Here is a 25,239-nt window from a genome sequence, read left to right on the forward strand (position 1 = left end):
ATGCCGTCAGCTGAGGTCGATCGAGTGAGGGGGAACCGACTCAGGCGGCCGGGGTCGAGGTTCCGCCGAGATCCGGGTATTCCTGGGTGAACTCGGTGGCCGAGTAGGTGGCGAGGTCGTCGGTGTCCTCGAAGACGCGCTTGGCGTCGTTGAGGGCCTCGGTGAACTTGCGCCAGTCCTTGCTGGTCTTCTCGTTCATGGTCTCGGCGGACTTGCCCAGGGCGCCCAGGGATTCGTTGAGCGACTGGATGGCCGGCCACTCGGGGTTGCCCGCGTGGACCCGCTCGCCGAGGTCGGCCGCCAGGCGGATGCCGGAGCTGGCACCCAGGAACTGCTTGCGCAGCTCGTCCTCGCGGGTGTCGACGTCCTTGATCAGCTTTTCGTACTGACCGCTGTCGAACTTGGTCTTCGTCTCGTCAGCCACTGGTTCTCCTTGTCACGGGGGAGGAAAACGGGGAATCGGGTGCGGGCCGCTGCGCGTGGCGACCCGCACCCGACGCTTCAACCGCACGAGCACCTCTCAACGGCACGAGCCGCCGGAAGAACCCGTCACGCCATGATCTGGGCGCTGCGGTTGTCTCCGTCCTGGAAGGCCTGGGCGGCGTTGGTGGAGGAGACGTGGCCGCTGCTGAGGCGGGTGTTCATCTCGGTGTAGGCCTGGTTCCACTTCTGCTGCTTCTCGGCCCACAGCGGGGCCGCCTTGCCCTGGGTGGCCTCGCCCATGTTCTTCAGGAAGCCGTTGAGCTCGTCGAGGATGGTGCCCATCTGGCGAACGGCCTGCTGCAGCCCCATGTTGACCTCTTCGTAGGCCCCGTGCTGCACGCTGAACTGGGTCATCTCAATCTCCGTTCTGAGAAGTAAGGGGTGTCGATCAGAGGTTGGCGCCGGACGCCGAGTCCTGGGCCTGCTGGGCGGCCTGCAGGGAGGCGTTGCGGACGTCCATGACGCGCTGGTTGAGCTGGTTGAGCTCGTTCTCGATGCGCGAGAAGTCACCGGCCCAGACGCCGAACTTGTCGACGAGCATGCGACCGGAGTCGGACTGGTTGGCCTGGCCCAGCGAGGAGGCCTGCATCTGGACCTGGTTGTTGAGCTGGCGCATCTGCGAGAGGGACTGGTTGGTCGCCTCGATGATCTGCTGCAGCTGAGCGTCGTTGAGGCCGTACTGGGCACCTGGGGCGGTCATCGGTTTCTCCTTGCCATGTGCGGGATGGAACTTGCGTACTGCGCGCCGACCGGGTGGGTCGGCATGTCACGGTGCTGCCTGCGCAGCACCTCCTGCGGCTCGCTCCGGTGCGAGAACCGGTCCGGTCGGCAGCAGCGAGAGCAGGTGCGCTGGAACCGGAACCGCGTCGGTCAGCCGGTACCCGAGGGCTTCGGCCGCGTTCTGGCCGGGCACCGGGTACTTGGCGCCCGAGTCGGTGACGAGGTAGAGGCCCGCGCCGGGCACGCCGGGGGCGGGCAGGGTGCGGGCGAGCGCACCCGCACCGGGGTGGACGTCGATGCGATCGGCGGTGAACTCGTCGCCGTCGATGCCGGGTCCGCCGACGACGACCCCGCCGTCGGCGGGTCCGATGGCCAGCGCGGACTGCGCACCGCGCGGACCGGGCCGGGTCAGGGCGCAGGGCGCGGTGGTGTCGTCGGTGGCCAGCAGCGCCGGGGGCTTGTCGGGCAGCTGCGCCATCGTCGGCGACGAGGGCACCTGACCGACGGAGGCCATCGCCGCGGGCGAGAGCGCGGTGGGGCCGGTCTGCCCGCCCCCGGAGGGGTCGCCCATCGCCAGCGCGGCGGTGGTGCCGTTGACCGGCATGAGCCCGCCGGTGGTGAGCATGTACAGCGTCTGGGGCCGGCCGACGACGCTGACCGAGAAGATCTGGCCGATGCGGGTCGGCCGACCGCCCAGCGCGGGTCCGGGTTGGCCTGCGCCGGGGATCTGCGGCGGTCCGAGGTCGGGTCCGGCGGGCATCGCGTTGATGAACGCGTCGCGCACCGGCAGCGCCGTGGAGGCGTCGTAGCCGAGGACGGCGGCGACCCACGGGGCGCTGAGCTTCATCCGCTTGTCCCGCCACACCAGGTACTGGTCGCCGCTGGTGGAGCGCACCAGCACGGCCTCGTCCGGGCCCGCGGGCTCGGTTTCGGTGGCGTCGCCGACGTGCAGCGCGACGGTGGGGTGCGGGGCCCCGGCGGCGTCGCGGGTGGTGGTGGCGCAGACCACCCACGCCTGGCCCGCACCTCCCGCGTCGCCTGCCGGGATCCCGTCGGGGGCGCCGATGATGCCGATGGGAGTGCCGCGCGGCACCTCGCTCAGCGTGGAGCGGGACACCTCCGCGACCTCGTTGGCCCCCAGCAGCCGGGCCGAGGCGTAGTTGAGCACCGGGCGCAGCGTGCCGTCGGAGGCCAGCACGTACCGGCTTCCGGTTTCCTTCTCGACGATGAGCTTGCCGGGCTCGGACCAGTCGGTGGCACCGCCGAAGCCGAGCACGCCCGCGACGGCGAATCCGGCGACGATGAGCATCGACAGCATCAGGCCGATCACGTAGCCCAGCGGGGTCCGCCGCAGCGGCGGGTCGGGTGCGTCGGGTTCGGCCTGCACGAGCGCGGAGACGACGCGCGCGGCCATGAACGAGTGAGCCTGGACCTGATCACTGCGCGAGTGCACGACGACCTCCCCCCGGGTTCGAGGTCACGACCATGCGGCCCTCACCACGGCGTAGAGGTTCAGCGCTGCCAGCGTCATCGGGATGATGGCGATGGCGAGGATCATGTGCGCCCAGTCGCCGGCGCGGCCCCAGTGCGGGAGCAGGCGGCGGCCGGGCAGGCTGCGGGCGCCGGCGAGCAGCAGTCCGGACAGGACGATCAGCCCGCCGATGACGGCGATCCGCCAGGGCCCGGGGATCACCAGGCACAGCGCGGTGATCACGGCGGCCAGGCCGAGGAAGCCGGGGACCATGACGGCCACCCGCTGCCGGGAGCTGACGAATTCGCGGGAGTGCAGCAGGAGCAGCAGGGAGGCGATGGCGGCCAGCGTCGGCGACGCCCACCCGGGGGTGAAGGCGAGGATGCCCAGGCATCCGGCGATGACGACGCCGAGTCCGGCGCACAGCGCGGTGAGGTTGGAGTCGGCCTCGGCGGTGCGGTCCATCAGCTCGCGGCCGGGCTCGGGGTCGATGCCCTCCTGGAACTGCTCGGCGGAGGTCGGCAGCGGCGGCACCTTCAGCCCGGCGAGCCAGGCGGCGATGCGCGGGACCCGGGTGCCGACCAGCAGCGTCACGGCGAGCACGACGGCGGCGGCGCCTCCGGCCGACAGCATGTCGAAGGTGTTGAGCAGTCCGACGAGCGCGGTCAGGCCGGTGGCGAGCATCGCGGCGAGGTAGCCGGCGCCGAACCCGCCGCCGACGAGGAACCGGCCGAGCACGATGGCGCTGGTGCACACCGCGGCCGCGGTCAGGCAGGGCGCGACGAGCTGGGCGTTCATGGCGAGGACGGGCCTGCCGATCATCGGCAGCGCCCATCCGGCGGCCGCGGCGAACGCGGCGCTTCCGGTGAACAGCAGTTCCGAGGCGGTCCGGTCGCCGAGCGCCCGGGAGGACAGGGTGGCGGCGCCGAGCAGGAGGAGCGCGATGCTGCCCGCGGTGATGGCGACCCACTGCCCGGCGCCGATGCCGGGCAGCAGCACGAGCCCGAGCGCGAGGGAGGCGCCGAGCAGGGCGAGGAACGCGCGACGGGTGCTCTCCGGGCGCCACAGGTCCTTGCGCTGGTTGCGGATTCCGGTCGCCACGCCGTCGGCGAGGTCGTCGAAGTCGGCCGGCGGCAACTGGTCGTTGCGCGGCCGGAGGTGGAGGATGTCGCCGTCGTAGAGGCCCAGCGCGGCGGTGCCGAGATCCTCTTGCAGGGCGGGCTCGCCGAGCCGCTGCAGCACCCATCCGTCGTGTTCCAGGCCCGCGTTCCCGAGTCCACCGCCGAGGTGGTCGAGGAAGGTGGGCAGCAGGTCCGCGAGCGGGATGTGGGCGGGCACCGCGAGCTCGACCCGAGAGCTGGGGCCCTGGATCGTCAGTCGACACACCTCGCCTGCCGCAACGGCAGGCTGAGCCGTCGTTCCCGTCATACCCACCACACGCGGCTCGGGTCATGAAGAGTTCAACCGTTTTGCCGAACTGCTCTCCCCCGGACACCGGATTCAGGTTCTCCCGCTATCGGGGCGGGATTCGAGCCGGTCGAGGAGTCCGCATTTCTGGCAATGATGGTGAAAGCAACCTCCGCGCAACATCTCTCGATCCCCGCGACCCGGGCCGGGAGCGGGACGGCATCCGCCGTTCTCCGAAAACCCCGGCGGGGCCGCCGTGATGAATTCGTTGCTCCGGGTTCTCCCCTCCCCTTTGACCCGATTGGAGTGCTCCATCCGTGTGGAGGGATGAGGGGTCGCAGGGAAAGGATCTGATCGCAGTGAGTGTGACGCCGTTTCGGCGACCGGCCAGGCAGAAGCCCCCGGCCATGCCCGACGGGGAACTGTCCCTGCAGGAGCCGCCCGTCATCCCCGAGCAGGTCAGCGGGGGCTTCGGCGGCCTGCTGATGTACCTGCCGATGGCGCTGGGTTCCGGCGCCATGATGCTGATGTTCATGGGCCGCGGCGGTTCCGGCGGGTTCGGCGGCATCGGTCTCATCGTGGTGGCGCTGATGGCCGTGTCGATGCTCGCGATGGGCTTCGGCCAGATGGGGCGCAGCGTCGGCGAGCGCAAGCGACGCCTCAAGGGCGAGCGCCGCGACTACCTGCGCTACCTCGGCCAGATGCGCAAGCAGGTCCGCCAGGTCGCGGCCGATCAGCGAAAAGCCCTGTCGTGGCGGCACCCCGACCCGTCGGGCCTGTGGTCGGTGGCGATGAGCGGCCGGCTGTGGGAGCGCCGCCTGTCGCACGCGGACTTCGCGGAGGTCCGCATCGGACGCTCGGCGCAGCGGCTGGCGATGAAGATGACGCCGGTGCAGTCCAAGCCGGTGGAGGACCTGGAGCCGCTGTCGGCGCGGGCGCTGCGCCGGTTCATCAAGGCCTACACCACTGTGGACGATCTGCCGACGGCGCTGTTCCTGCGCGGGTTCTCGCAGGTGCAGATGCGCGGCGACGCCGAGGCCTCGCGCGGCCTGCTGCGCGCGGTGCTGGCGCAGCTGGTGACCTTCCACTCCCCCGACGACCTCAAGATCGCGGTGTGCGCGAGCCCCGAGCGCGCCCCGGAGTGGGACTGGGTGAAGTGGCTGCCGCACGCCCAGCACACCAGCCAGCAGGACGGCGCCGGGCACGTCCGGATGCTCACCGGCTCGCTCGCCGAGCTCGAAGCGCTGGTCGGCCCGGACCTCAACGACCGCGGCCGGTTCGAGGCCGGTGCGAGCCCGACCCGCGACGAGCCGTACGTGGTCGTCGTGCTCGACGGCGTGGCGACCCCCGCGGAGTCGCGGCTGGCCGGTGCGGGCTACCGCAACGCCACCGTGCTCAGCCTCGACATGTCCGGTCCCGCCCAGCGCACGACGTTGCGGCTGGAGCTGGCCCACGACCGGATCGACATGATCCGGCTGAACCGCTCGGGCGCGGAGGTGCGCACCGAGCTGGGCGTGCCCGACTCGCTGGGCCTGCCGCAGGTCGCCTCGCTGGCGCGCACCCTGGCCCCGTTCCGGCTCAGCGCCACCACCGACATCGTCGAGCCGATGGTCACCGACTTCGACCTGGCGGCGCTGCTGGAGGTCGGGGAGATGGACAAGCTCGACGCCGCCCGCACCTGGGCGCGCACCTCGCAGCAGGACCGGTTGCGGGTGCCGATCGGCATCGCCGAGAACGGCACCAAGATCGAGCTGGACATCAAGGAGTCCGCCCAGGGCGGCATGGGCCCGCACGGCCTGCTCATCGGCGCGACCGGTTCCGGCAAGTCGGAGCTGCTGCGCACGCTGGTGGTGGCGATGGCCGTCACGCACTCCTCCGAGGTCCTCAACTTCGTGCTGGTCGACTTCAAGGGCGGCGCGACGTTCCTGGGTCTGGACGAGCTCCCGCACACCTCGGCGGTGATCACCAACCTGGCCGACGAGGCGCCGCTGGTGACCCGCATGCAGGACGCGCTGCAGGGCGAGATGGTGCGCCGCCAGGAGCTGCTGCGCTCGGCGGGCAACTACAGCTCGCTGCTGGAGTACGAGAAGGCCCGCGCCAACGGCGCTCCGCTGGCCCCGATGCCGAGCCTGTTCCTGGTCGTCGACGAGTTCAGCGAGCTGCTGGCCTCGCACCCGGACTTCGCGGAGCTGTTCGTGATGATCGGCCGGCTGGGCCGGTCGCTGGGCGTGCACCTGCTGCTGGCCTCGCAGCGCATCGACGACGGCCGGATGCACAAGCTGGAGAGCCACCTGTCTTACCGGATCGGTCTGCGCACGTTCTCGGCGATGGAGAGCCGCTCGGTGATCGGTGTTCCGGACGCCTACCAGCTGCCGAGCGCGCCGGGCAACGGCTACCTGCGCTCGGACGTGGCGACGCTGTCGCGGTTCAAGGCCGCCTACGTCTCGGCGCCGTTCAAGCGGCGCACCGCCGAGCAGCGCAAGGCCGAGATCAGCCGCCAGGTGGTGCCTTTCGGCGCCGCGCGGCTGCCGGACGCGCCCGCCCAGCAGGTCCCCGAGCCGGAGCCGGAGACCGAGGAAGAGGAGGCGACCGAGACGCTGCTGCAGGTCGCGGTCAGCCGCCTCAAGGGCCAGGGCCCGCCCGCGCACCAGGTGTGGTTGCCGCCGCTGGACGAGCCGCCGACGCTCGACGAGCTGCTGCCGCCGCTGGTGCCCGACCCCGATCGCGGTCTGACGCCGGTCAGCTGGCCGGGGCGCGGCAAGCTGCAGGTGCCGGTGGGCGTCATCGACAAGCCCTTCGACCAGGCCCGCGAGCTGTACATGGTGGACCTGTCGGGCGTCGGCGGGCACGTCGGCATCGCCGGTGGCCCGCAGGCGGGCAAGTCGACGATGCTGCGCACCCTCATCGCCGGTCTCGCGCTCACCCACACGCCCGACGAGGTGCAGTTCTACTGCCTGGACTTCGGCGGTGGCACGCTGCAGACCCTCGGCGAGCTGCCGCACGTCGGCGGCATCGCCGGGCGGATGGACGCCGAGCGCGTCAGCCGCACGGTCGCCGAGGTGCAGGGCGTGCTGGCCCAGCGCGAAGCGCTGTTCGCCCGGCACGGTGTGGAGAACATGGCCGAGTACCGGGAGCTGCGCCGCACGGGCCGGGTTCCGGAGGACTCCTTCGGCGACGTGTTCCTGGTGGTGGACAACTGGGGCACGCTGCGCAGCGACTTCGAGCAGCACGACCAGACGATCCGCTCGCTGGCCTCGCGCGGCCTGACCTACGGCATCCACCTGATGCTGACCACGAGCCGCTGGGCCGACATCCACAGCCAGCTGCGCGATCAGCTGGGCACCCGGCTGGAGCTGCGGCTGGGCGACTCGATCGACTCGGTCATCGACATGCGCGCTGCGGCCGGGGTGCCGCGCCAGCCGGGTCGCGGTCTGACGATGGACAAGCTGCACTTCCTGTCGGCGGTGCCGCGCCTGGACGGGCTGCGCCGGGTCGACGACCTGGCCAAGGGAGCCCGGATGCTGGCCGAAGCGGTGGCCGACAACTGGGACGGCGAGGACGCCGCCGGGGTCCGGATGCTGCCGGCGGTGCTGCCCGCCGAGCAGCTCCCCGAGCCGCAGGGCAAACTGCGCCTCGCGCTGGGCTGGGGCGAGGCGGACCTGCAGCCGGTGTGGCACGACTTCGCGACCCAGCCGCACCTGACGGTGCTGGGCGACACCGGCAGCGGCAAGACCGGTCTGCTGCGGCTGGTCGCCGACGCGATCCCGAAGACCTACGCGCCGGGCGAGGCGGAGCTGATCCTGGTGGACTCGCGCCGCGTGCTGCTGGACGCGGTCCCGGACGCCTACCGGCGGGGTTTCGCGTTCTCCGCGACGGCGGCCAAGGACATCATCGGCACCGCCGCCAACGAGCTGCGGGAACGCCTGCCGGGCGCGGACGTCACGCCGCAGCAGCTGCAGCGCCGCGACTGGTGGTCGGGTCCGGAGGTGTTCATCCTCGTCGACGACTACGACCTGCTGGCCAGCACGATGGGCGGCCCGCTGGACTCGCTGCTGGACCTGCTGCCGCAGGCCGCCGACATCGGTCTGCACGTGATCCTCACCCGCAGCGCGGCCGGGTCCTCGCGGCTGTCGATGGACTCGGTGGTGCGGCGGATGCAGGAATCCAACACGCCGGACCTGGCGTTCTCCTGCCCGCCCACGGAGATGCCGCTGCTCAACGGGATGCGCCCGCAGGTGCTGCCCGCGGGCCGGGCACACCTGGTGACCCGCCGCAGCGCGACGCTGATGCAGGCGGGCTGGCTGGAGCCGCGCCCGGCGGGAGACCGCTCGTGAGGGCGCTGGCGACCGTCCTGGTGACGGGGGCGCTGCTCACCGCCGCACCGGTCCCGGCCCTCGCCCAGCAGTGCGCGCCACCGGCGAATCAGGTGGTACCGCAGGAGGGTTGGGCGTTGCAGCGCCTCGACCCGAGCAGCGCGTGGGACCTGACCGACGGCGCCGCGGTGACGGTCGCAGTGATCGGCACGGGGGTCAGCGCGGCGGCTCCGGCGCTGTCCGGGGCGGTGCTGCCGGGCCAGAGCCTCAGCGGTGGTGCGGGAAACGACGACTGCGCGGGCCGGGACACCTTCATGGCCGGCGTGATCGCCGCGCGCCCGGCGGCCGGCACCGGGTTCACCGGCATCGCCCCGGGCGCCCGGATCCTGCCGATCCGGATCACCAACGACCCCGACGAGGTCGACGCGGGTAAGCTGGCCTCGGCGATCCGCTCGGCCGCCGACGGCGGTGCGCAGGTGATCGCCGTGTCGGTGGGCACGGCGTCGGCCGATGGCGGGCTGCGCGCGGCGGTGTCCTACGCGCTGAGCAAGGACGCGCTGGTCATCGCACCGTCCGATGTGGACGTCGGCGACGACGCGGTCCCCTACCCCGCCGGGTTCCCGGAGGCGCTGGCCGTCACCGGCATCACCGAGCAGGGCGAACCGATCCAGCACGCCGCCGGGCAGCCCGCGCTGGTCGCGCCGGGCGACGATGTGGTGGGCATCGCGCCGCGCGGCAACGGCCAGATCGTGGCCTCCGGCGGCGGCATCGGCGTCGCGTTCGCGGCGGGCGCGGCCGCGCTGGTGCGCGCCTACCACCCGGATCTCTCGGCCGCCGAGGTCCGGAACCGGTTGCAGGACACCGCCGATCACCCGCCCGCCGACCTGCCCGACCCGAGGCGCGGCTACGGCGTGGTCAACCCCGCGGCCGCGGTCACCTCGGTGCTGCCGTCGGAATCCGGCGAGAAGCCGTTGTCGGCCGCGGCGCCGCCCGCGCACCTGACGCCGAAACCCGCCGTCGACCCGCTGCCGCGGCTGGTGGCGCTGCTGGTCACCGGCGGAGTCGGGCTGCTGGTGGTGCTCACCGGCCTGGGCGCGGTGCTGATCCCGCGCGCCCGCCAACGCGGCTGGCGCTCGGCGTGGCACACCCCGCCGCAGAGCGGGAGCTAGGCTTGGGCGGGCAGAACTTGATCAAGCACCGGGCTTTCCGGGCTCAGGCGGGAGCGCGTTGATGGGACCGGAGCTGTTCGGGCGGGACGCCGAACTGGCACAGCTGCGCGGACTCGCGGGCGAGGTCGCCGCCGGGCGCGGCACCGTGCTCTGGCTGGAGGGCGAACCCGGCATCGGCAAGACGGCGCTGCTGCGCGCCCTGCTCGCCGAGGCCGAAACCCTCGGCTGCGCGGTGCACCACGCCGCGGCCGACCAGCTGTCGCAGCGGTTCCCGCTGCGGGTGCTGCTGGACTGCCTCGCGGTGCGGCCGAACTCCTCCGACCCGGAGGTCCTGGCGATCCACGAGCGCCTGGGCGGTGCGGGCGACGACCCGGTGCCCGCGGTCGCCGAGCAGCTCATCGCGCTCACCGAGAAGCTGTGCGCGGCAGGGCCTCTGGTGCTGGCGGTCGACGACGTGCACTGGGCCGACGAGGCGAGCCTGCTGGTGTGGCACCGGCTGAGCCGGCTGACCGAGCACCTGCCGCTGCTGCTGGCCGGAGCCGTGCGCCCGTCGGGCGGCCGCAGCGAGCTCGGCGTGGTGCGCGGCGAAGACCGCGCAGCCGTGCGCATCCCGGTGAACCCGCTCGAGGAGGCCGCGACCGCGCAGCTGGCCGCGCACCTCACCGGCGCCGCCGGGATCGGGCCCGCCCTGCGGTCCGCGCTCGGCCGCGCGGCCGGGAACCCGCGCTACGCGCGGGAGATGGTGCTGGCGCTCAGCCGCGAGCAGCACCTCGACACCGATGCCGAGCGCGCGGAGCTCACCGCCGAGTTCAGCGACGGCGCGCTGCCGCGCTCGCTGGCCGAGTCCATCGCCGCCCGGCTCGGTTTCGTCGGCAGCGACACCATCGGCGTGCTGCGGATGGCCGCGCTGCTGGGCCCGACGTTCTCGGTGACCGATCTGCGCACCGTCTCCGAGCGCCCGGTGGTGGCGCTGGTCGGCAGCGTCGAGGAGGCGCTCACCGCGGGGCTGCTGGTCGAATCGGGGTCGCGGTTGACCTTCCAGCACGGGCTGATCCGCCAAGCCCTGCACGAGACCACGCCGACCGCACTGCGTCTGGCGCTGCACCACCAGGCGGCCCGCGCGCTGGCCTCCTCCGGCGCGCCCGTGGAGCGGGTGGGCGAGCAGTTGATGGCCTCGCTGTCGGTCGACGACGCCGAGATCGACGACTGGGGCCTGGACTGGCTGGTCGACAACGGCCGGATGCTGGCCCACCGAGCCCCGGAGTGCGCCGAAGGCCTGCTCGCCAACGCGATCCCGCTGCTGTCCACTCAGGACGATCGTCGCGATGCGCTGCGCACCGCGCGGGTGCTGGCGATGGTGCAGCTGGGCCGTCCGGAGCAGGCTCGCGAGCTCAGCGAGCGCGCGCTGGACGACACCCGCGACGCCTCCTGCTCGGCCGAGCTCAGCTGGTACCTGGCGTGGTCGCTGGCGGTGCTGGGGCAGGACGACCTGGCCACCGAGGTGGTCGAGAAAGCGTTGCGCACACCGGGTTTCGAGCGGCCGTGGCTGGCCCGGATGCACGCGGTGCTGGGCCAGGTGATGCTCTCGCGCGGCCACTTCGAGGCCGCCGACGCGGCCGTAGAGCGCGCGCTGGCCGAGGCGCGGCCGTCCCGCGACGGTTTCGCGCTCGGCCTGGCGCTGCACGTGCGCGGGGCCGCGCTGGCGCGCCGCTGCGACCTCGCCGAGGCGGTGATCTGCTACGAGCAGGCGGGTGCCGCGCTCGGCGACGCCCCGGAGAACACCGATCTGCGGCTCACGGTGCTGGGCAACCGGATGACGCTGCTGTTCGGGCTCGGCCAGGCCGAGGAGGCCGAGAGCGCCCTGCACGAGATGCTGGCGATGGCCGAGCGCTCGGCGACGCCGTCCCGGCTGGGCGCGGTGCGCCTGTCGGCGGCCAACCACTACTACACGATCGGCCGCTGGGACGACGCGACCGCCGAGCTGGAGGCCGCGGGCGAGCTCGCCGACCGGCTGGACCCGGCGGGACTGCGCCTGCTGCACGGGCTCTCGGCGCTGCTGGCCGGGCACCGCGACGACCGCGCGACGCTGCGCCGCGCGCTGCGCTCCGCCGGTGGCGATGACGGTGACGGGCAGCCGGCCACCCGGGTCTCCGGCGAGTTCCTGCTGCTGGCCGAGGCGCTGCTCGCCGAGTCCGACGAGGAGCCCGAGCGCGCGGTGCGGCTGCTGTCGGAGGCGCTGACGGCGGGCAAGCGGTTCGGCACCCGCTACCTGTGGCTGCCGCAGCTGGTGCGGCTGGCGGTCGAGACCGGTGAGAGCGAGATCGCCGGGCGCGCCACGGACGCCTGCGCGGAGGACGCGGCTGTGGGGGCGGTGCCCAACATCGTGGCCGCCTCGCAGCACTGCCGCGGCCTGCTGGAGCGCGACCCGACGGCGCTGCGCGCCGCGATCGAGCTCTACGGCACGACGAACCAGCCGCCCCGCCGCGCGCGGGCGCTGGAGGACATGGCGGTGGTGCTGGCCGAGCGCGGCGAGTCCGCCCCGGCCCGCGCGGCCTACGCGCGGGCGGTGCAGATCTACCAGAACCTGGGCGCGGGCTGGGATCTGCGGCGCGCGGACGCCCGGATGCGGCCGCACGGCCTGCGGCACCCGCGGGGGCGGCGCCGGCGCGCCACCAACGGCTGGGAGTCGCTGACGCCGACGGAGCGGCAGATCGCGCGGCTGGTGGCCGACGGGCTGCCGAACCCCGACATCGCGGCGGCCCTGTTCTCCTCGCGCCGCACGGTCGAGGTGCACGTCTCGCACATCCTGGCCAAGCTCGGGGTGCGCTCGCGGGTGGAGATCGCGGTCGAGGCGACCCGCCACGACGGCGGCGACGTCGACACCAGATCCGCCTGACCCCCGGAAACCGTGACGCATCGTCACGGCGATCACCCTCCGCTCACACGTTGAGCGCAACCGCACGGGCGGTCATCACGACTCTGCGGGTCCGGATTCTGACGCTGTGTCACCCATCACAAACCCGTCATCGTTCGTTCACAGTACCTTTATGTTCTCGACCGACCAGTTGGTCCGGCACATGGGGACGAAACCCGAAAAATCGCCCACGGGAACGCTCATATGAGCACCTCCTCGGTACTACGTAGAAAATCTACGTGAGCTCCCGGATTTCCTCCGATCGAGCTAACGGGCAAGCTCATCGCTGCCATCCGGAATCCCCTTTTCCGGTCCGTCCCCCAGTTCCGCGGACGATTCACCGGCGGGGCAGACAACCGAATGAAGAAGCCACATGACGCTAGTCGGAGATCCGCGATCCGCGATCGCATTCGAACGGGCACGCACCACCACGACGACCCAGGGCGGTGAGCACGCCGTTCGAAACACAGACACGACTTTGAAGTCGCTCTACGACGACTACTACCTTCGCCTTCTGGCGTACGTGAACAAGATCCTCTCCGATCCGCACCACGCCGAGGACGTCGTGCAGGAGACGATGCTCCGCGCCTGGCAGCACGCCGACTCGCTGACGCCGGAGCGCGGCTCGGTGTGGGGCTGGCTGACCAGGGTCGCCCACAACATCGCCATCGACCGCATTCGCGCACGTCGCGCGCGCCCCACCGAGGTCGACGAGGCGGCGGGCAGCACCGTCGGCGACTACGACTCCGACCACGCCGACGCGGTGGTCAACCGGGTCGTGGTGGCCAAGATGGTCAGCAGGCTGACCCCCGGGCACCGCTCGGTGCTCTACGAGGTCTACTTCGCCGACAGCACCGCCACCAAGGCCGCGAGATCGCTGGGCATTCCGCCGGGAACGGTGAAATCCCGGCTGCACCACGCCCTGCGGAACCTCAAAACGACGATGGACCCGCGGTCGCGGGACATCTACAACACCCCGCGCGGAGAGCACTCCCGATAACGGCGTTTTCTCCCGCTCGAATTCCGATGTGACATTCGACGGCGAAACGTCCCACCGAAATCATAAGGTTCCCTGATCTCCCGCACCACTGGAATCGTTTCAATCGTCCAGTCGAATTCTATGGATGAGACTCGACTCCAATCTATGTGTTTGCTCCGATGAATCGCGATCACCTGTTCGGCCCAATGCGAAGGGGCGTTGCGGAAGAACCGCGCCCCGACCGGAAATCACCCGTCCGCGAGCCGCTCACCAGTCGCGCGCAGCCCCCAGCAGCCGGTCGCGCACGCGCGCGTGGTGAGCGCTGCGGGCGGTCCCGGCGCGCTCGGCGAGGAACAGGGTGTTGATCGGCGGGTCCGGCGGCTCCAGCAGCGCGATCAGGTCTCCGGACATCAGCGCGCCCGCGCAGAGGTAGCGCGGGAGGACCGCGACGCCCGCGCCGGCGGCGACGGCGGTGGCCTGCGCGCGCAGGTCCGGGATCACCACGGCCGCCGGGGCGGTGAGCCTCCTGCCGAAGACGTGCCGCCAGTAGCGGCGCGCGATCGGCAGGTCCTCGGCGTAGGTCAGCAGCGGCACCCCCGCCAGCGCGCCCGGGTCCTCCGGCGTCAGCCCGCCGAGGCGCTCCGCCCACGCCGGTCCGGCGACGAGCACGAACTCCTCGTCGGCCAGCGTCGTCGCGGTGATGGTGCGCCCGCGCGGCCGGATCGCCGACACCACGAGGTCGAAACGCCCCGCCCGCAAGCCCTCCAGCAGCTCGTCGGCGAGCCCGGTGGTCACCCACAGCCGGGTCTCGTCGGCCACCAGCGGCGCGAGCGCGGGCAGCACCCGCTCGCCCAGCAGCTCCGCCGGACCGCCCAGCCGCACCGGCTCGTCGTCCTCCCGGCGGGTGCCGCGCTCGGCGACGGCGGCCAGCGCGTCGAGCGGCCCGGCGACCTCCGCGGCGAGCTCGTCGGCGACTGCGGTCGCCGCGGCACCGCGCGGCAACCGCTCGAACAGCTGCCGCCCGAGGTGGTTCTCCAGCGCCCGCACCTGACCGGTCACGGTCGGCTGCGCCAGCCCCAGCACGCGCGCGGCGGAGGTGAACGAACCCGTCCGGTGCACCGCCAGGAACGTCCGCAGCAACCCCAGTTCCACCGGACCGGAGCCCTGCGCCTCACCCTCGCTCATGCCGCGAGGCTATCGCCGGGCCTGCTCGCTCAGCCATCGGAATCCTGATGGCGGTCATCGGTTCGCCGATTGGCACCGCCACCGAGACCGCGCCTACCGTCGGACTCGACACCGCACATCACGACCCTGAGAGCGACACATCATGGCGAAGATCCTGTTCGTGCTCACCGGCGCGGACCACTGGACCCTCAACGACGGCAGCAAGCACCCCACGGGCTTCTGGGCCGAGGAGTTCGTGGCGCCCTACGAGGCCTTCACCCAGGCCGGGCACGAGATCGTGGTCGCCTCCCCCGGCGCCGTCGTGCCCACCGTCGACCAGGGCAGCCTGAGCGCCGACGCCAACGGCGGCCAGGAGGCCGCCGACCGCATCGCGGCGGTGCTGGACAAGGCCACCGAGCTGAAGAACCCGATCGACCTGGCCACCGTGAACCTCGACGACTACGACGCGGTGTTCTACCCGGGCGGGCACGGCCCGATGGAGGACCTCGCGGTCAACGACGACTCCGCCCGCGTGCTCACCGGCGCGCTGAGCTCGGGCAAGCCGCTGGCGGTCGTCTGCCACGGCCCGGCCGCGCTGCTGGCCACCGAGGGCAGCGGCGACTCGCCGTTCCGCGGCTACGAGGTCACGGCCTTCACCAACGCCGAGGAGACCCAGGCGGGGCTGGCCGACAAGGCCCCGTGGCTGCTGCAGGACCGGCTCAACGCCCTGGGCGTCACCTTCAAGGAAGGCCCGGCCTGGGCGCCGAACGTCGTGGTCGACCGCAACCTGCACACCGGCCAGAACCCGGCGTCCTCGGGCCCGCTGGCCCGGCGCTTCCTGGAATCCCTGTAGTACCGAAAAAGCGCTGAGGCGAGGAGGATTCCCTCTTCCTCCTCGCCTCAGCGCGGTGCGAACACCGACCCCCAGGGCGACGCGGCGTCGACCTCTCGTCGCGCGCGGGACGCCGGCCGACTCCCATGCGCCGGTCCGTCTCTCGCGAGCACGACGCGACCAGGCTAGGGCCGATGATCATGGCGCTCCAGTTCCGCTTCGCACAGCCGGACCGGGAATTCGGGTCCGGCCCGCTGCGCCAGGCTCCGGCCGACCCCTACGATCACCACCCGTACGAGTGACCTTCTGGGGGTGTTCGGCAGTGCCCGGCGACGAGCGGGAAAGCCTGGACCGGCTGCGCGCGCTGCAGCGCGACGCCGAGACCGGCGGGCCGCAGCGCCTGCTCGACCGCATCGCCGAGGAGATCGACGGCCACGCCGCGCTCTTCACCCCCGACGGCACGCCCCTCACCCCGCACCGGGAGCTGCCCGGGTCGCTCGCCGAGACCGCCCGCCGCCTGCGCGGCGGAGAGGCCCGGTCGGTCGTCGAGCACGACGGCGCGCACCGGGTGGCCGCCTTCGCCCTGTCCGCCGAACCCGACGCCCCGACGCTCGCCCTCGCCGGGCCGTCCCTCGACCGCTTCACCACCGAACCCGCGCGCACCGACGCGCTGCGCCTGCTCGCGCTGTCGTGGCGCGCGCACCACGCCCACGAGCGCTGGCGGCGCGCCGACGAAGCGGGCGATCAGGTCCGGGAAGCCGTGCTGCACCTGCTCATCGACGGCGCCCTGCCCGCCGCGCACCGCACCGCCGGAGCCCTCGGCGATCCGCTGCCGGACCCGATGCGGGTGTGGGTCGTCGAGATCGGCGCCCTGGAGCGCGGCGACCGCGACGCCGTCGCCGACCGGCTCGTGCACCTCACCGGCGGTCGCGCGTGGATGATCAAGTGCCCGGTCTACAGCGGTCACCTCATCCCGGCCGTGCCCCCGATGGACCACGAGCGGGAGCGGGCCTGCCTGGCCGAGCTGGTAGCGACCGCGACCGAGAGCACCGGCCGGATCAGCGTGGGCATCAGCAACGTCCTGCCGCTGCGCGACTACGCCGTCGGCTACCAGCAGGCCTTCCACGCGCTGGCGCATGCGCGCGGCAACGCCGAGCGCTTCGCGACCTTCGGCCGCGGCCACGACCTCGCCGCCGAGATCGCCGGCGCCGGGCAGCGCTGGGCGCGGCAGGTGCTGGCCGGGCTGGAGGAGTTCAGTCCGCAGCGGCCGCAGGACCCCACCCGCGAGGAGCTGCGGGGCACTCTGACGTCCTGGCTGATGTTCCACCAGCAGGCCGCGCGGCACCTCAAGATCCACCGCAACACGCTGCAGGCCCGGCTGCACAAGATCGGCGCGCTGCTGGACCGCGACCTGCACCGGCTGCACGACCAGGCCTGCGTGGACCTCGCGCTGCGCCTGCGGAACTCCGGTGCCGCGGACGCTTCCGCCGAAGCCGACCTCGACGCGCTGCTGCGCGCGGAGGCGGTGCGCCGCTGGGCCGCGCAGCTGCTGGACCCGCTGCGCGCCTCCCCGAGGCTGCGCGAGACCGTGCGCGCGTGGCTGCTCGCCGACGCCCGCCTGCCCGAGACCGCCGAGGCGCTGGGGCTGTCGACCACGGCGGTGCGCAAGCGGCTCGTCCGCGCCGAGCAGCTGCTGGAGCGCTCGCTGCTGCACTCCCCGTCGCTGAGCTACGACCTGCACCTGGCCTTCCGCGCCCTCAACCCGCTCGGCTGACCGGAAACCGGCCGCAGCACCCGGGTCCCGGGATCGGGGATGGAAGAATTTCGTGACCTGAGAATTGAACCGAGGTACGCTGAAAAACGTGCACCCCGCGTTTTCCGCTCTGCGGGGCGGGAACGAAAACGGGGAAAGAAACCCGAATTCGTGAATGCCGGTCTGCGTCGACCCTTTTGACCTCCGCAGACCCCTCAGCTGGGAAAACGGGAATCCCTTGCGGCACTGGCGGTTTCCCGAAGCACGACTTCCGGTTCCGCTCTTGATCGGTCTAGGGTGCCGACCTGAGAGCGCTCTCACGCAGTGCGTTCGACGCATTGTCCTTTTCCGGAGGTGCTTGAAACATGACTCCCGTCTCACAACGGCGTGGGCGACGCCGGTTCCCGTTCTTCGCGGGAATGGCCGCTGTCGCCGCCGTTACCGCCGTCGCGCCGAGTGCGGCGGCGATGCCCGGTGCGCACCCCGCGCAACCCGCGGCTCCGGCCCCGGCTCCCGCTCCGGGGCCGCAGGCCTGCGCCGGGACCGACACGCCGGACTTCGGTCCGAACGTGCGGATCTTCGACCCGTCGATGCCCGCCGCTGACATCCAGAAGCAGCTCGACGACGACTTCAACAACCTCAAGGACACGCTGGCCGACCAGATGTCCGAGGACCGGGTCGCGCACCTGTTCAAGCCGGGCGAGTACACCGTCAACGACAACGTCGGGTACTACACCTCGGTGGCCGGTCTCGGGAAGAACCCCGGCGACGTCACCATCAACGGCAACATCACCGTCGACGCGTTCAACGAGTCCGACGAGGGCAACGCCACCCAGAACTTCTGGCGTTCGGCCGAGAACATGGCCGTCAAGCCCAACGGCGCCAACCGCTGGGGCGTGTCGCAGGCCGCGCCGATGCGGCGGATGGACATCCAGGGCGACCTGGACCTGTACCCGGAGAGCTACGGCTGGGCCAGCGGCGGCTACCTGGCCGACACGAAGGTCTCGGGCACCACCGAGTCCTCGTCGCAGCAGCAGTGGTACACCCGCGACTCCCAGCTGGGTTCCTGGGACGGCGGCGTCTGGAACATGACGTTCTCCGGCGTGGAGGGCGCCCCGCCCACCGCGTTCCCGGACCCGCCGCACACCACCCTGGAGTCGACCCCGGTGTCGGCCGACGTGCCGTACCTGTACGTCGACGGCGAGGGCAAGTACCAGGTGTTCCGCCCGGACGTGCGCACCAACGCCACCGGGCCGAGCTGGGCCAACGGTGACACCCCGGGCACGTCGGTGCCGATGAGCCAGTTCTACGTGGCCAAGCCGACCGACACCGCCGCGGACATCAACGCCGCGGTCGCCTCGGGCTGCAACCTGTTCTTCACGCCGGGCGTCTACCACCTCGACGACACGATCAAGATCACCAACCCGGACACGATCGTGCTCGGCATCGGCTACCCGACGCTGATGCCCGACACCGGCAAGACCGCGATGGAGGTCGCCGACGTCGACGGCGTGCGCATCAAGGGCGTGCTGTTCGACGCGGGCACCCAGAACTCGCCGAGCCTGCTGACCGTCGGCGAGGAGGGCGCTTCGGCGGACCACTCGCAGAACCCGACGATCATGCAGGACGTGTTCTTCCGCCTGGGCGGCACGGTGGCGGGCAAGGCCACCAACAGCCTCGTGGTCAACAGCAAGAACGCGGTCATGGACCACATCTGGGCTTGGCGCGCCGACCACGGCAACGAGGGCACCTTCGGCTGGGACGTCAACCCGGGCGAGACCGGTGTGCTGGTCAACGGTGACGACGTGACGGCCACCGGCCTGTTCGTCGAGCACTACAACAAGTACCAGGTCATCTGGAACGGCAACAACGGCAAGACCGTGTTCTTCCAGAACGAGATGCCCTACGACGTCCCGGACCAGGCCTCGTACATGAACGACAACGGCCTGGAGGGCTGGGCCGCCTACAAGGTGGGCGACCAGGTCACCAACCACGAGGCGTGGGGGTTGGGCAGCTACTGCTTCTTCAACACCAACCCCGAGGTGAAGAACCACCACGCGTTCGAGGTTCCGGACGCGCCGGGCGTGAAGTTCCACAGCATGGCGACGGTCTCGCTGAACGAGAAGGGCTCGATCACCCACGTCATCAACGACACGGGCGACGTGACCCCGCCGGAGACCACCCCCTCCAACCTCGCCAACTTCCCGTAACCCCCACCCCCGAGAAGCCGGGCGGAGCCAACGGCTCCGCCCGGCTTCTCGGCGTTCAGCGGCGGTCCCCCGGAGCGCCGAGTCGGGGAGCACGACAGCTTCAGGGCACGTTCCGCAACGGACGCGACCAAGACGACCCAAGCCTTGGTAGACGCGACCCACTACGGATACGTTCCGCAAGAAACGCGACCAAGACGACCCAAGCCTTGGTAAACGCGACCCACTACGGATACGTTCCGCAAGAAACGCGACCAAGACGACCCAAGCCTTGGTAGACGCGACCCACTACGGATACGTTCCGCAAGAAACGCGACCAAGACGACCCAAGCCTTGGTAAACGCGACCCACTACGGATACGTTCCGCAAGAAACGCGACCAAGACGACCCAAGCCTTGGTAAACGCGACCCACTACGGATACGTTCCGCAAGAAACGCGACCAAGACGACCCAAGCTTTAGTAGAGGCGACCCACTACGGATACGTTTCGAAAAGAACGCGACCAAGATGACCCAAGCTTTAGTAGAGGCGACCCACTACGGGTACGTTTCGAGAGGCAGTGGAAATTTCTTCTGAAATTGGCGGCCCCCACAACGCAAGAAAACCCCAAGACGAAGCCAATTTCTGGAGAAATTGCCACTCCGCACGCAAGCAGCTCGACCCCGCGGAGCGCTCCCGAAGAACCCCGTGGGGGTGGTGACAGTTTTCATGAAAACTGTCCGACCCCACGGGGTCTCTCCGTGGAGGGGACTCCCAACCCTCGAGGTGGTTGAGCTGGGATTTTGGGGTCCCGTCGTGTGGGTGGAGTGACAGTTTTCATGAAAACTGTCCCGACCTCTCGGGGGTCGTCTTGGGAGCGCTCCGCGGGGTACTTTGGGTGCGTGCGGAGGGGCAATTTCTCCAGAAATTGGCTTCGTTTCGTGGTTCTCCTCACGTTGTGCGGTCCGCCAATTTCAGAAGAAATTTCCCCTGCCTTTCGAAACGTATCCGTAGTGGGTCGCGTCTACCAAAGCTTGGGTCGCCTTGGTCGCGCCCGTTTCGAAACGTATCCGTAGTGGGTCGCCTCTACCAAAGCTTGGGTCGTCTCGGTCGCGTCCGTTGCGAAACGTATCCGTGGTGAACCGTCCCTCCGTGACGCACGAACCCCGTGCGCGGGGTCGCTGTGGGAAAACCGTTCCGCTTCGGGGTGTTCCGCTCGGCGGAGGTGAAAATGCCGCAGAACGCCCGAGATGCGCGAACCTCCGGTCCTCGCATGGCGAGAAGCGGACAGGGCTGAAGTGGAATGTTGACTTCCGTTCCTGATCGAGAAAGTCTGCACCTGAGAGCGCTCTCACCGATCTTCATTCCTCCACAGTTCGGAGAGTGAACCATGACCAGTACCGCAACGACGCGGCGTTGGCGCCGCGGCGCTCTGGGGCTGCTGACCGCGGGCGCGCTGGCCTCGGCCACCGTCGCCACCTCGCTGCCCGCGCAGGCCGCCCGACCCGCCGAGCCGCACCCGGCCGCGGTCACCCCCGCGGGAAGCCCGCCGCCCGAGGAGTTCTGGGGCGACGTGAGCAGCATTCCCCCGGCGCAGAACGAACTCATGGTCAAGGTCATCAACCAGACCAACGGGCAGTACCCGGACGACCAGGTGTACTGGACGTTCAACGGCGAGACGCACTCGATCGCCGAGCAGCCCTACCTGGACATGCCGGCGAACTCGTCGGGCCGCATGGAGTTCCACCTCGGCGCCCCGGACAGCCCGCTGACCGACTTCATCGAGTTCACCGTGGGCGACAACGTCTTCAACGGCAACACCACGCGGGTCGACGCGTTCGGCCTGAAGCTGGCGATGCGGCTGCACGCCGACGACGGGTTCGACGCGTCCTTCGGCGAGGACTACGAGACGTTCCAGGAGAGCCGCGACGCGACGTTCCAGAAGTTCCGCGACGAGGTGCCCGAGGAGTTCAAGCACCTCGCCGACGACCCGAACAAGATCATCGCGCCGGGGAGCTCGCCGGAGTTCCAGGACGGCGGCGCGCAGGCGAACTACTTCACCGACTACGCCAACTCGGTGGGCGTGAACGAGACGACGAAGAACATCTTCGGCTGCGCCGGCAGCCTCGGCGGGGACGCCAACAAGTGCGCGGCGCTGAACCGCCACGTGGCCGACCTGCCGGAGGACCAGCAGCACGACGCGTCGAAGTTCTACCCGTCCGGCCCGGCGAACTACTACGCGAAGTTCTGGCACGACCACGACATCGACGGCAAGGCCTACGGATTCCCGTACGACGACGTCGCCGAGCAGGCCTCCTACGTCTCCCACGAAGGCCCGCAGTGGCTGGTGGTCGCCGTCGGCTGGTGAGGTTCCCCTGAGAACCGCACCGGTGACGACGACCCCGATGCGCGGGGACGACGAATTCCGGTGAACGTTCAGACCGTTCTCCGGGTGGGGGAAGTTTTCATGAAAACTTCCCCCCGACAGCTCGGGACGCGCCCGCACCCTCCCGCGCGGGCGCGTCCCGGACCTGTCTCAACCTGTCTCAGCCGACGACGCGCGCGGGCACCAGCGCCGCCGAGAGCTCCGCGCACAGCTCGGCCAGCGCCTGCGGCGCGCTGCGGCAGAGGTTCGGCGACGCCACGAAACCGTGCGGCATCCCGACGTAGGTCGTGCTGCGCACCGGAACCCCGGCGGCCCGCAGCGCCTCGGCGTAGCGGAGCCCGTCGTCGCGGATCGGGTCGTGCTCGGCGACCTGGATCAGCGCAGGCGGCAACCCCTCGTGGGTGGCCGCTTTCAGCGGCGAGGCCAGCGGGTTCGCCGGGTCCTCGTCGCCGAGGTAGGCCTCCCGCATCCGCACGATCTCGCGGGTGGTGATCACCGGCGCCTCCGCGTTGGTGCGCAGCGAGTCGCTGCCCAGCGTGAGGTCGGTGCCCGGGTAGATCAGCCCCTGGAACGCGATCGGCGGCCCGGACCGGTCCCGGGCGAGCAGGCAGGTCACCGCGGCGAGGTTGCCGCCCGCGCTGTCGCCCATCACCGCGATTCGGCTCGGGTCCGCGCCGAGGTCGGCGGCCCGGTCGACGAGGTCGAGCAGCGCCGCGTAGCAGTCCTCGACGGCGGCCGGGAACCGGTGGACCGGCGCGAGCCGGTAGTCCAGCGAGACCACGACGGCCCCGACCTCCCGAGCGACCCGGCCGCACAGCCAGTCGCCCATGTCGAGGTTGCCGCCGATCCAGCCGCCGCCGTGGATGTGCACCACCAGCGGCAGCGGTTCGCGGGCGTGCATCGGCCGGTAGACGCGGATCCCGATCCGGTCCTCGGCACCGGCGGCGGTGAGGTCGCTGGTGATGATGCCGGACGCCCGCGATCCCAGCAGGTAGTCGACGATCTTGTTGCGCGGCAACGACTTCGACTGCCGCGCGATCAGCTGCTCATCGGTCATGCCGGTCACGCTGGGGCTCAGCCCCAGCAGCTTCCCGAGCAACCGGACGCGGAGATCCATCTCGGCCATGCGAGCTCCTTCGTTCAGTGACTGTTCCCGGCGGAGGTCTTCGCGGCGGCTCGCTGCTGCGCCTCGAGCGCTTCGGCTTCCTCGCCGCCGATGGCCTCGCCTCGGGCGACCAGTCCCGCGACCGCCGAGAGCGGGATCTGCTTGAGCAGCAGCGCGAGCAGGAACGCCACGGCCATGAACGGAACCAGATACCAGAACACCGGCGCCAGGGCATCGGCGTAGGCCGACACGATCGCGTCACGCACGGGCTCGGGCAGCTGCTCCAGCATGGTCGGCGACAGCGTCATGGCGGACTGCTGCGCCTGGTCGGTCGAGGCCCCGGCACCGGCGAAGATCTCGGTGAGGTTCTCGGTGAGCCGGGTGGAGAAGATGGTGCCGAACACCGCGGTGCCCAGCGCCCCGCCGACCTCGCGGAAGTAGTTGTTGGTGCTGGTGGCGGTGCCGAGCATCGCCGGGTCGACGGAGTTCTGCACCACCAGCACGACGACCTGCATGATCAGGCCGAGGCCGGCGCCGAAGACGAACAGGAACACGCACAGCAGCCACACCGGCGTGTCGGCCGACAGCGTGGTCATGGCCAGCATCCCGCCGCCGGTGATCAGCGTGCCCAGGATCGGGAAGATCTTGTACTTGCCGGTCCTGGTGATCAGCGCGCCGGAGGTGATGGAGGTCAGCATGAGGCCGAGCATCATCGGCAGCATCGCCATCCCCGACACCGCGGCGGAGGTCCCGGTGGACATCTGCAGGAACGTCGGCAGGAAGCCCAGCGCGGCGAACATGCTCACGCCGAGCACGAGCCCGATGCTGGTGGCGTTGATGAAGATGGGGTTGCGGAACAACGACAGCGGGATGATCGGGTCCGCCGCCCGGGATTCGACGAGCACGAACAGCGTCGCGGCCACGACCAGGCCCGCCGCCCACATCCAGGTTTCCGGGGCGCTCCAGCCGTGGGCGGTGTCGCCGCCGAAGTCGGTGAAGAAGATGAGGCTGGTGGTGGCCGCGGCCAGCAGCAGCACGCCGGGGATGTCCAGCGGCTTGGTGGCCTTCTTGCTGGGCAGGGTCAGCGCGAAGTAGGTGATGGCGAACGCGGCGATGCCGATCGGGATGTTGATGTAGAACGCCCAGTGCCACGACATGTGGTCGACGAAGAACCCGCCGAGCAGCGGTCCGCCGACCGCGGCGAGCCCGAAGATGCCGCCGAGCGGTCCGAGGTACTTGCCGCGCTCGTTGGCGGGCACGATGTCGGCGATGATCGCCTGCGAGAGGATCATCAGGCCACCGCCGCCGAGTCCCTGGGCGGCGCGGAAGGTCACGAACGTCCAGAAGTCGGTGGACAGGGCGCAGCCGACGGAGGCGAGCGTGAACAGCGCGATGGCGATGAGGAACAGCTTGCGGCGTCCCAGCACGTCGCCGAACTTGCCGTAGATCGGCATGACGATGGTGGTGGCCAGCAGGTAGGCGGTGGTGATCCACGCCTGGTGCTCGACGCCGCCGAGGTCGCCGACGATGGTGGGCATCGCGGTGGACACGATGGTCTGGTCGAGGCTGGCCAGCAGCATGCCCGCGATGAGGGCGCTGAAGATGATCCAGATCCTGCGCTTGGTGAGCAGTAACTTCGGTTCGGTCTCGGTCATCGGTTCCCTCCGGTGAGCGTGGCGGCGAAGACCTCGCGGGCGGCAACCAGGCGGCGTTGCATGATCGTGTGCAGCGGGTCGGTGTTGTCGGGGTCGAGGAAGCGGCCCATGCAGGCGCCGGCGAGGGCGCTGACCATCTGGACGGCGACGTTCGCCCGCACGTCGTCCTCGGGAAGGCCCTCGCGGGTGCGGACCAGGTCGATGTCGGCCCGCTCGCGCGCGCGGATGCTCTCGAAGAGCCGCGAGAACAGGCGCGGTTCGCGGTCGGTCGCCGCGACCAGGTCGGCGACGTGCTCGGGCGTGAGACCGACCTCGGTCCAGCGCTCCACGAGCAGCGCGGCGTAGTCGTCGAGCAGGCTCGCCGAGATCCCGGGCTCGTCGGGGTCGCCTCCGGCGGTGAACCGCTCTTCGAGCTCCTGCTGGTCCCAGAGCGTGGTGAACCCCAGCACCGCGTCCTCCTTGGACGCGAAGTAGTTGAAGAAGGTGCGTCTGGAGATGCCCGCCTCGTCGCAGATCTCGTCCACGGTGAACCCGGACAGCCCGTCCTCGCCCGTGCGGCGGCGAGCGGCGGCGGTGAGCCGGTGGGCCGTGTTGACCCGACGCTTCAGAGCAGGAGTTGCACCATCAACCACAGAGTGCATTATTGCACTCTAGGCGACAGCGTGCAGATCCGGTGGGGTGAGGTAGAACTGTGCGCCGGGA

The 25,239-nt window shown here is 70.9% G+C and carries 17 protein-coding genes; 8 read left to right on the forward strand and 9 right to left on the reverse strand.

Annotation, left to right across the window (positions count from 1 at the left end; translation table 11 throughout):
- Positions 1 to 40: 40 nt before the first annotated feature.
- From BM424_RS00465 to eccD, 5 genes are all read right to left on the reverse strand, one after another.
- Positions 41 to 424: a hypothetical protein gene (locus tag BM424_RS00465; protein WP_093412839.1), complete on the reverse strand. Its 384-nt coding sequence runs from the start codon at positions 422 to 424 to the stop codon at positions 41 to 43.
- Positions 425 to 549: 125 nt separating this feature from the next.
- The gene (locus BM424_RS00470) at positions 550 to 837 is read right to left on the reverse strand and encodes a WXG100 family type VII secretion target (protein WP_093412841.1); all 288 of its coding nucleotides are present in this window, start codon (positions 835 to 837) and stop codon (positions 550 to 552) included.
- Positions 838 to 871: 34 nt separating this feature from the next.
- A complete protein-coding gene (locus tag BM424_RS00475) occupies positions 872 to 1,183 on the reverse strand; it encodes a hypothetical protein (RefSeq protein WP_093412842.1) in 312 nt (103 codons plus the stop codon).
- A 66-nt stretch (positions 1,184 to 1,249) separates the two neighbouring features.
- Complete coding sequence (eccB, locus tag BM424_RS00480) at positions 1,250 to 2,656, reverse strand: type VII secretion protein EccB (protein WP_093412844.1); 1,407 nt, start codon at positions 2,654 to 2,656, stop codon at positions 1,250 to 1,252.
- 24 nt (positions 2,657 to 2,680) lie between these two features.
- On the reverse strand, positions 2,681 to 4,060 hold the full coding sequence (eccD, locus tag BM424_RS00485) for a type VII secretion integral membrane protein EccD (protein ID WP_245775516.1): 1,380 nt from the start codon (positions 4,058 to 4,060) through the stop codon (positions 2,681 to 2,683).
- Positions 4,061 to 4,488: 428 nt separating this feature from the next.
- Between eccD and eccCa the strand changes: the two genes are divergently transcribed.
- From eccCa to BM424_RS00505, 4 genes are all read left to right on the forward strand, one after another.
- A complete protein-coding gene (gene eccCa, locus BM424_RS00490) occupies positions 4,489 to 8,415 on the forward strand; it encodes a type VII secretion protein EccCa (protein ID WP_093412847.1) in 3,927 nt (1,308 codons plus the stop codon).
- The gene (locus tag BM424_RS00495; protein WP_175547882.1) at positions 8,412 to 9,563 is read left to right on the forward strand and encodes a S8 family serine peptidase; all 1,152 of its coding nucleotides are present in this window, start codon (positions 8,412 to 8,414) and stop codon (positions 9,561 to 9,563) included. The genes eccCa and BM424_RS00495 overlap by 4 nt, the downstream gene beginning before the upstream one ends.
- Positions 9,564 to 9,624: 61 nt before the next feature.
- Positions 9,625 to 12,459 (forward strand): LuxR family transcriptional regulator, encoded by a 2,835-nt coding sequence (locus tag BM424_RS00500; protein ID WP_093412850.1) that lies wholly within the window; start codon positions 9,625 to 9,627, stop codon positions 12,457 to 12,459.
- A gap of 496 nt (positions 12,460 to 12,955) precedes the next feature.
- A complete protein-coding gene (locus BM424_RS00505; protein ID WP_245775517.1) occupies positions 12,956 to 13,477 on the forward strand; it encodes a sigma-70 family RNA polymerase sigma factor in 522 nt (173 codons plus the stop codon).
- A gap of 246 nt (positions 13,478 to 13,723) precedes the next feature.
- On the opposite strand, the gene BM424_RS00510 is transcribed toward BM424_RS00505, so the two are convergent.
- The gene (locus tag BM424_RS00510; RefSeq protein ID WP_093412853.1) at positions 13,724 to 14,641 is read right to left on the reverse strand and encodes a LysR family transcriptional regulator; all 918 of its coding nucleotides are present in this window, start codon (positions 14,639 to 14,641) and stop codon (positions 13,724 to 13,726) included.
- 142 nt (positions 14,642 to 14,783) lie between these two features.
- Between BM424_RS00510 and BM424_RS00515 the strand changes: the two genes are divergently transcribed.
- The 4 genes from BM424_RS00515 (at position 14,784) to BM424_RS00530 (ending at position 21,759) form a co-directional block, all read left to right on the forward strand.
- Positions 14,784 to 15,473 carry a type 1 glutamine amidotransferase domain-containing protein gene (locus BM424_RS00515; RefSeq protein WP_093412854.1) on the forward strand — a complete coding sequence of 230 codons (690 nt, stop codon included), beginning with the start codon at positions 14,784 to 14,786 and terminating at the stop codon, positions 15,471 to 15,473.
- Positions 15,474 to 15,774: 301 nt separating this feature from the next.
- Positions 15,775 to 17,226: a helix-turn-helix domain-containing protein gene (locus tag BM424_RS00520; RefSeq protein ID WP_093412856.1), complete on the forward strand. Its 1,452-nt coding sequence runs from the start codon at positions 15,775 to 15,777 to the stop codon at positions 17,224 to 17,226.
- Between the two features lie 344 nt (positions 17,227 to 17,570).
- Positions 17,571 to 19,415: a hypothetical protein gene (locus tag BM424_RS00525; protein ID WP_093412857.1), complete on the forward strand. Its 1,845-nt coding sequence runs from the start codon at positions 17,571 to 17,573 to the stop codon at positions 19,413 to 19,415.
- Between the two features lie 1,366 nt (positions 19,416 to 20,781).
- Complete coding sequence (locus BM424_RS00530) at positions 20,782 to 21,759, forward strand: glycoside hydrolase family 64 protein (protein ID WP_093412858.1); 978 nt, start codon at positions 20,782 to 20,784, stop codon at positions 21,757 to 21,759.
- A gap of 178 nt (positions 21,760 to 21,937) precedes the next feature.
- Here the strand turns inward: BM424_RS00530 and BM424_RS00535 are convergent, their stop codons facing one another.
- The 3 genes from BM424_RS00535 to BM424_RS00545 are packed head-to-tail and all read right to left on the reverse strand — an operon-like array spanning position 21,938 to position 25,169.
- Positions 21,938 to 22,903, reverse strand: coding sequence for an alpha/beta hydrolase (locus tag BM424_RS00535; RefSeq protein WP_093412860.1), 966 nt, complete (start codon positions 22,901 to 22,903; stop codon positions 21,938 to 21,940).
- A 14-nt stretch (positions 22,904 to 22,917) separates the two neighbouring features.
- Positions 22,918 to 24,537 (reverse strand): MDR family MFS transporter, encoded by a 1,620-nt coding sequence (locus BM424_RS00540; RefSeq protein WP_093412861.1) that lies wholly within the window; start codon positions 24,535 to 24,537, stop codon positions 22,918 to 22,920.
- Positions 24,534 to 25,169: a TetR/AcrR family transcriptional regulator gene (locus tag BM424_RS00545; RefSeq protein WP_245775518.1), complete on the reverse strand. Its 636-nt coding sequence runs from the start codon at positions 25,167 to 25,169 to the stop codon at positions 24,534 to 24,536. Before BM424_RS00545 ends, BM424_RS00540 begins: the two co-directional genes overlap by 4 nt.
- Positions 25,170 to 25,239 lie beyond the last annotated feature (70 nt).

The organism is Saccharopolyspora flava (assembly GCF_900116135.1).
In the GTDB taxonomy this organism is placed as follows: Bacteria; Actinomycetota; Actinomycetes; order Mycobacteriales; family Pseudonocardiaceae; genus Saccharopolyspora; species Saccharopolyspora flava.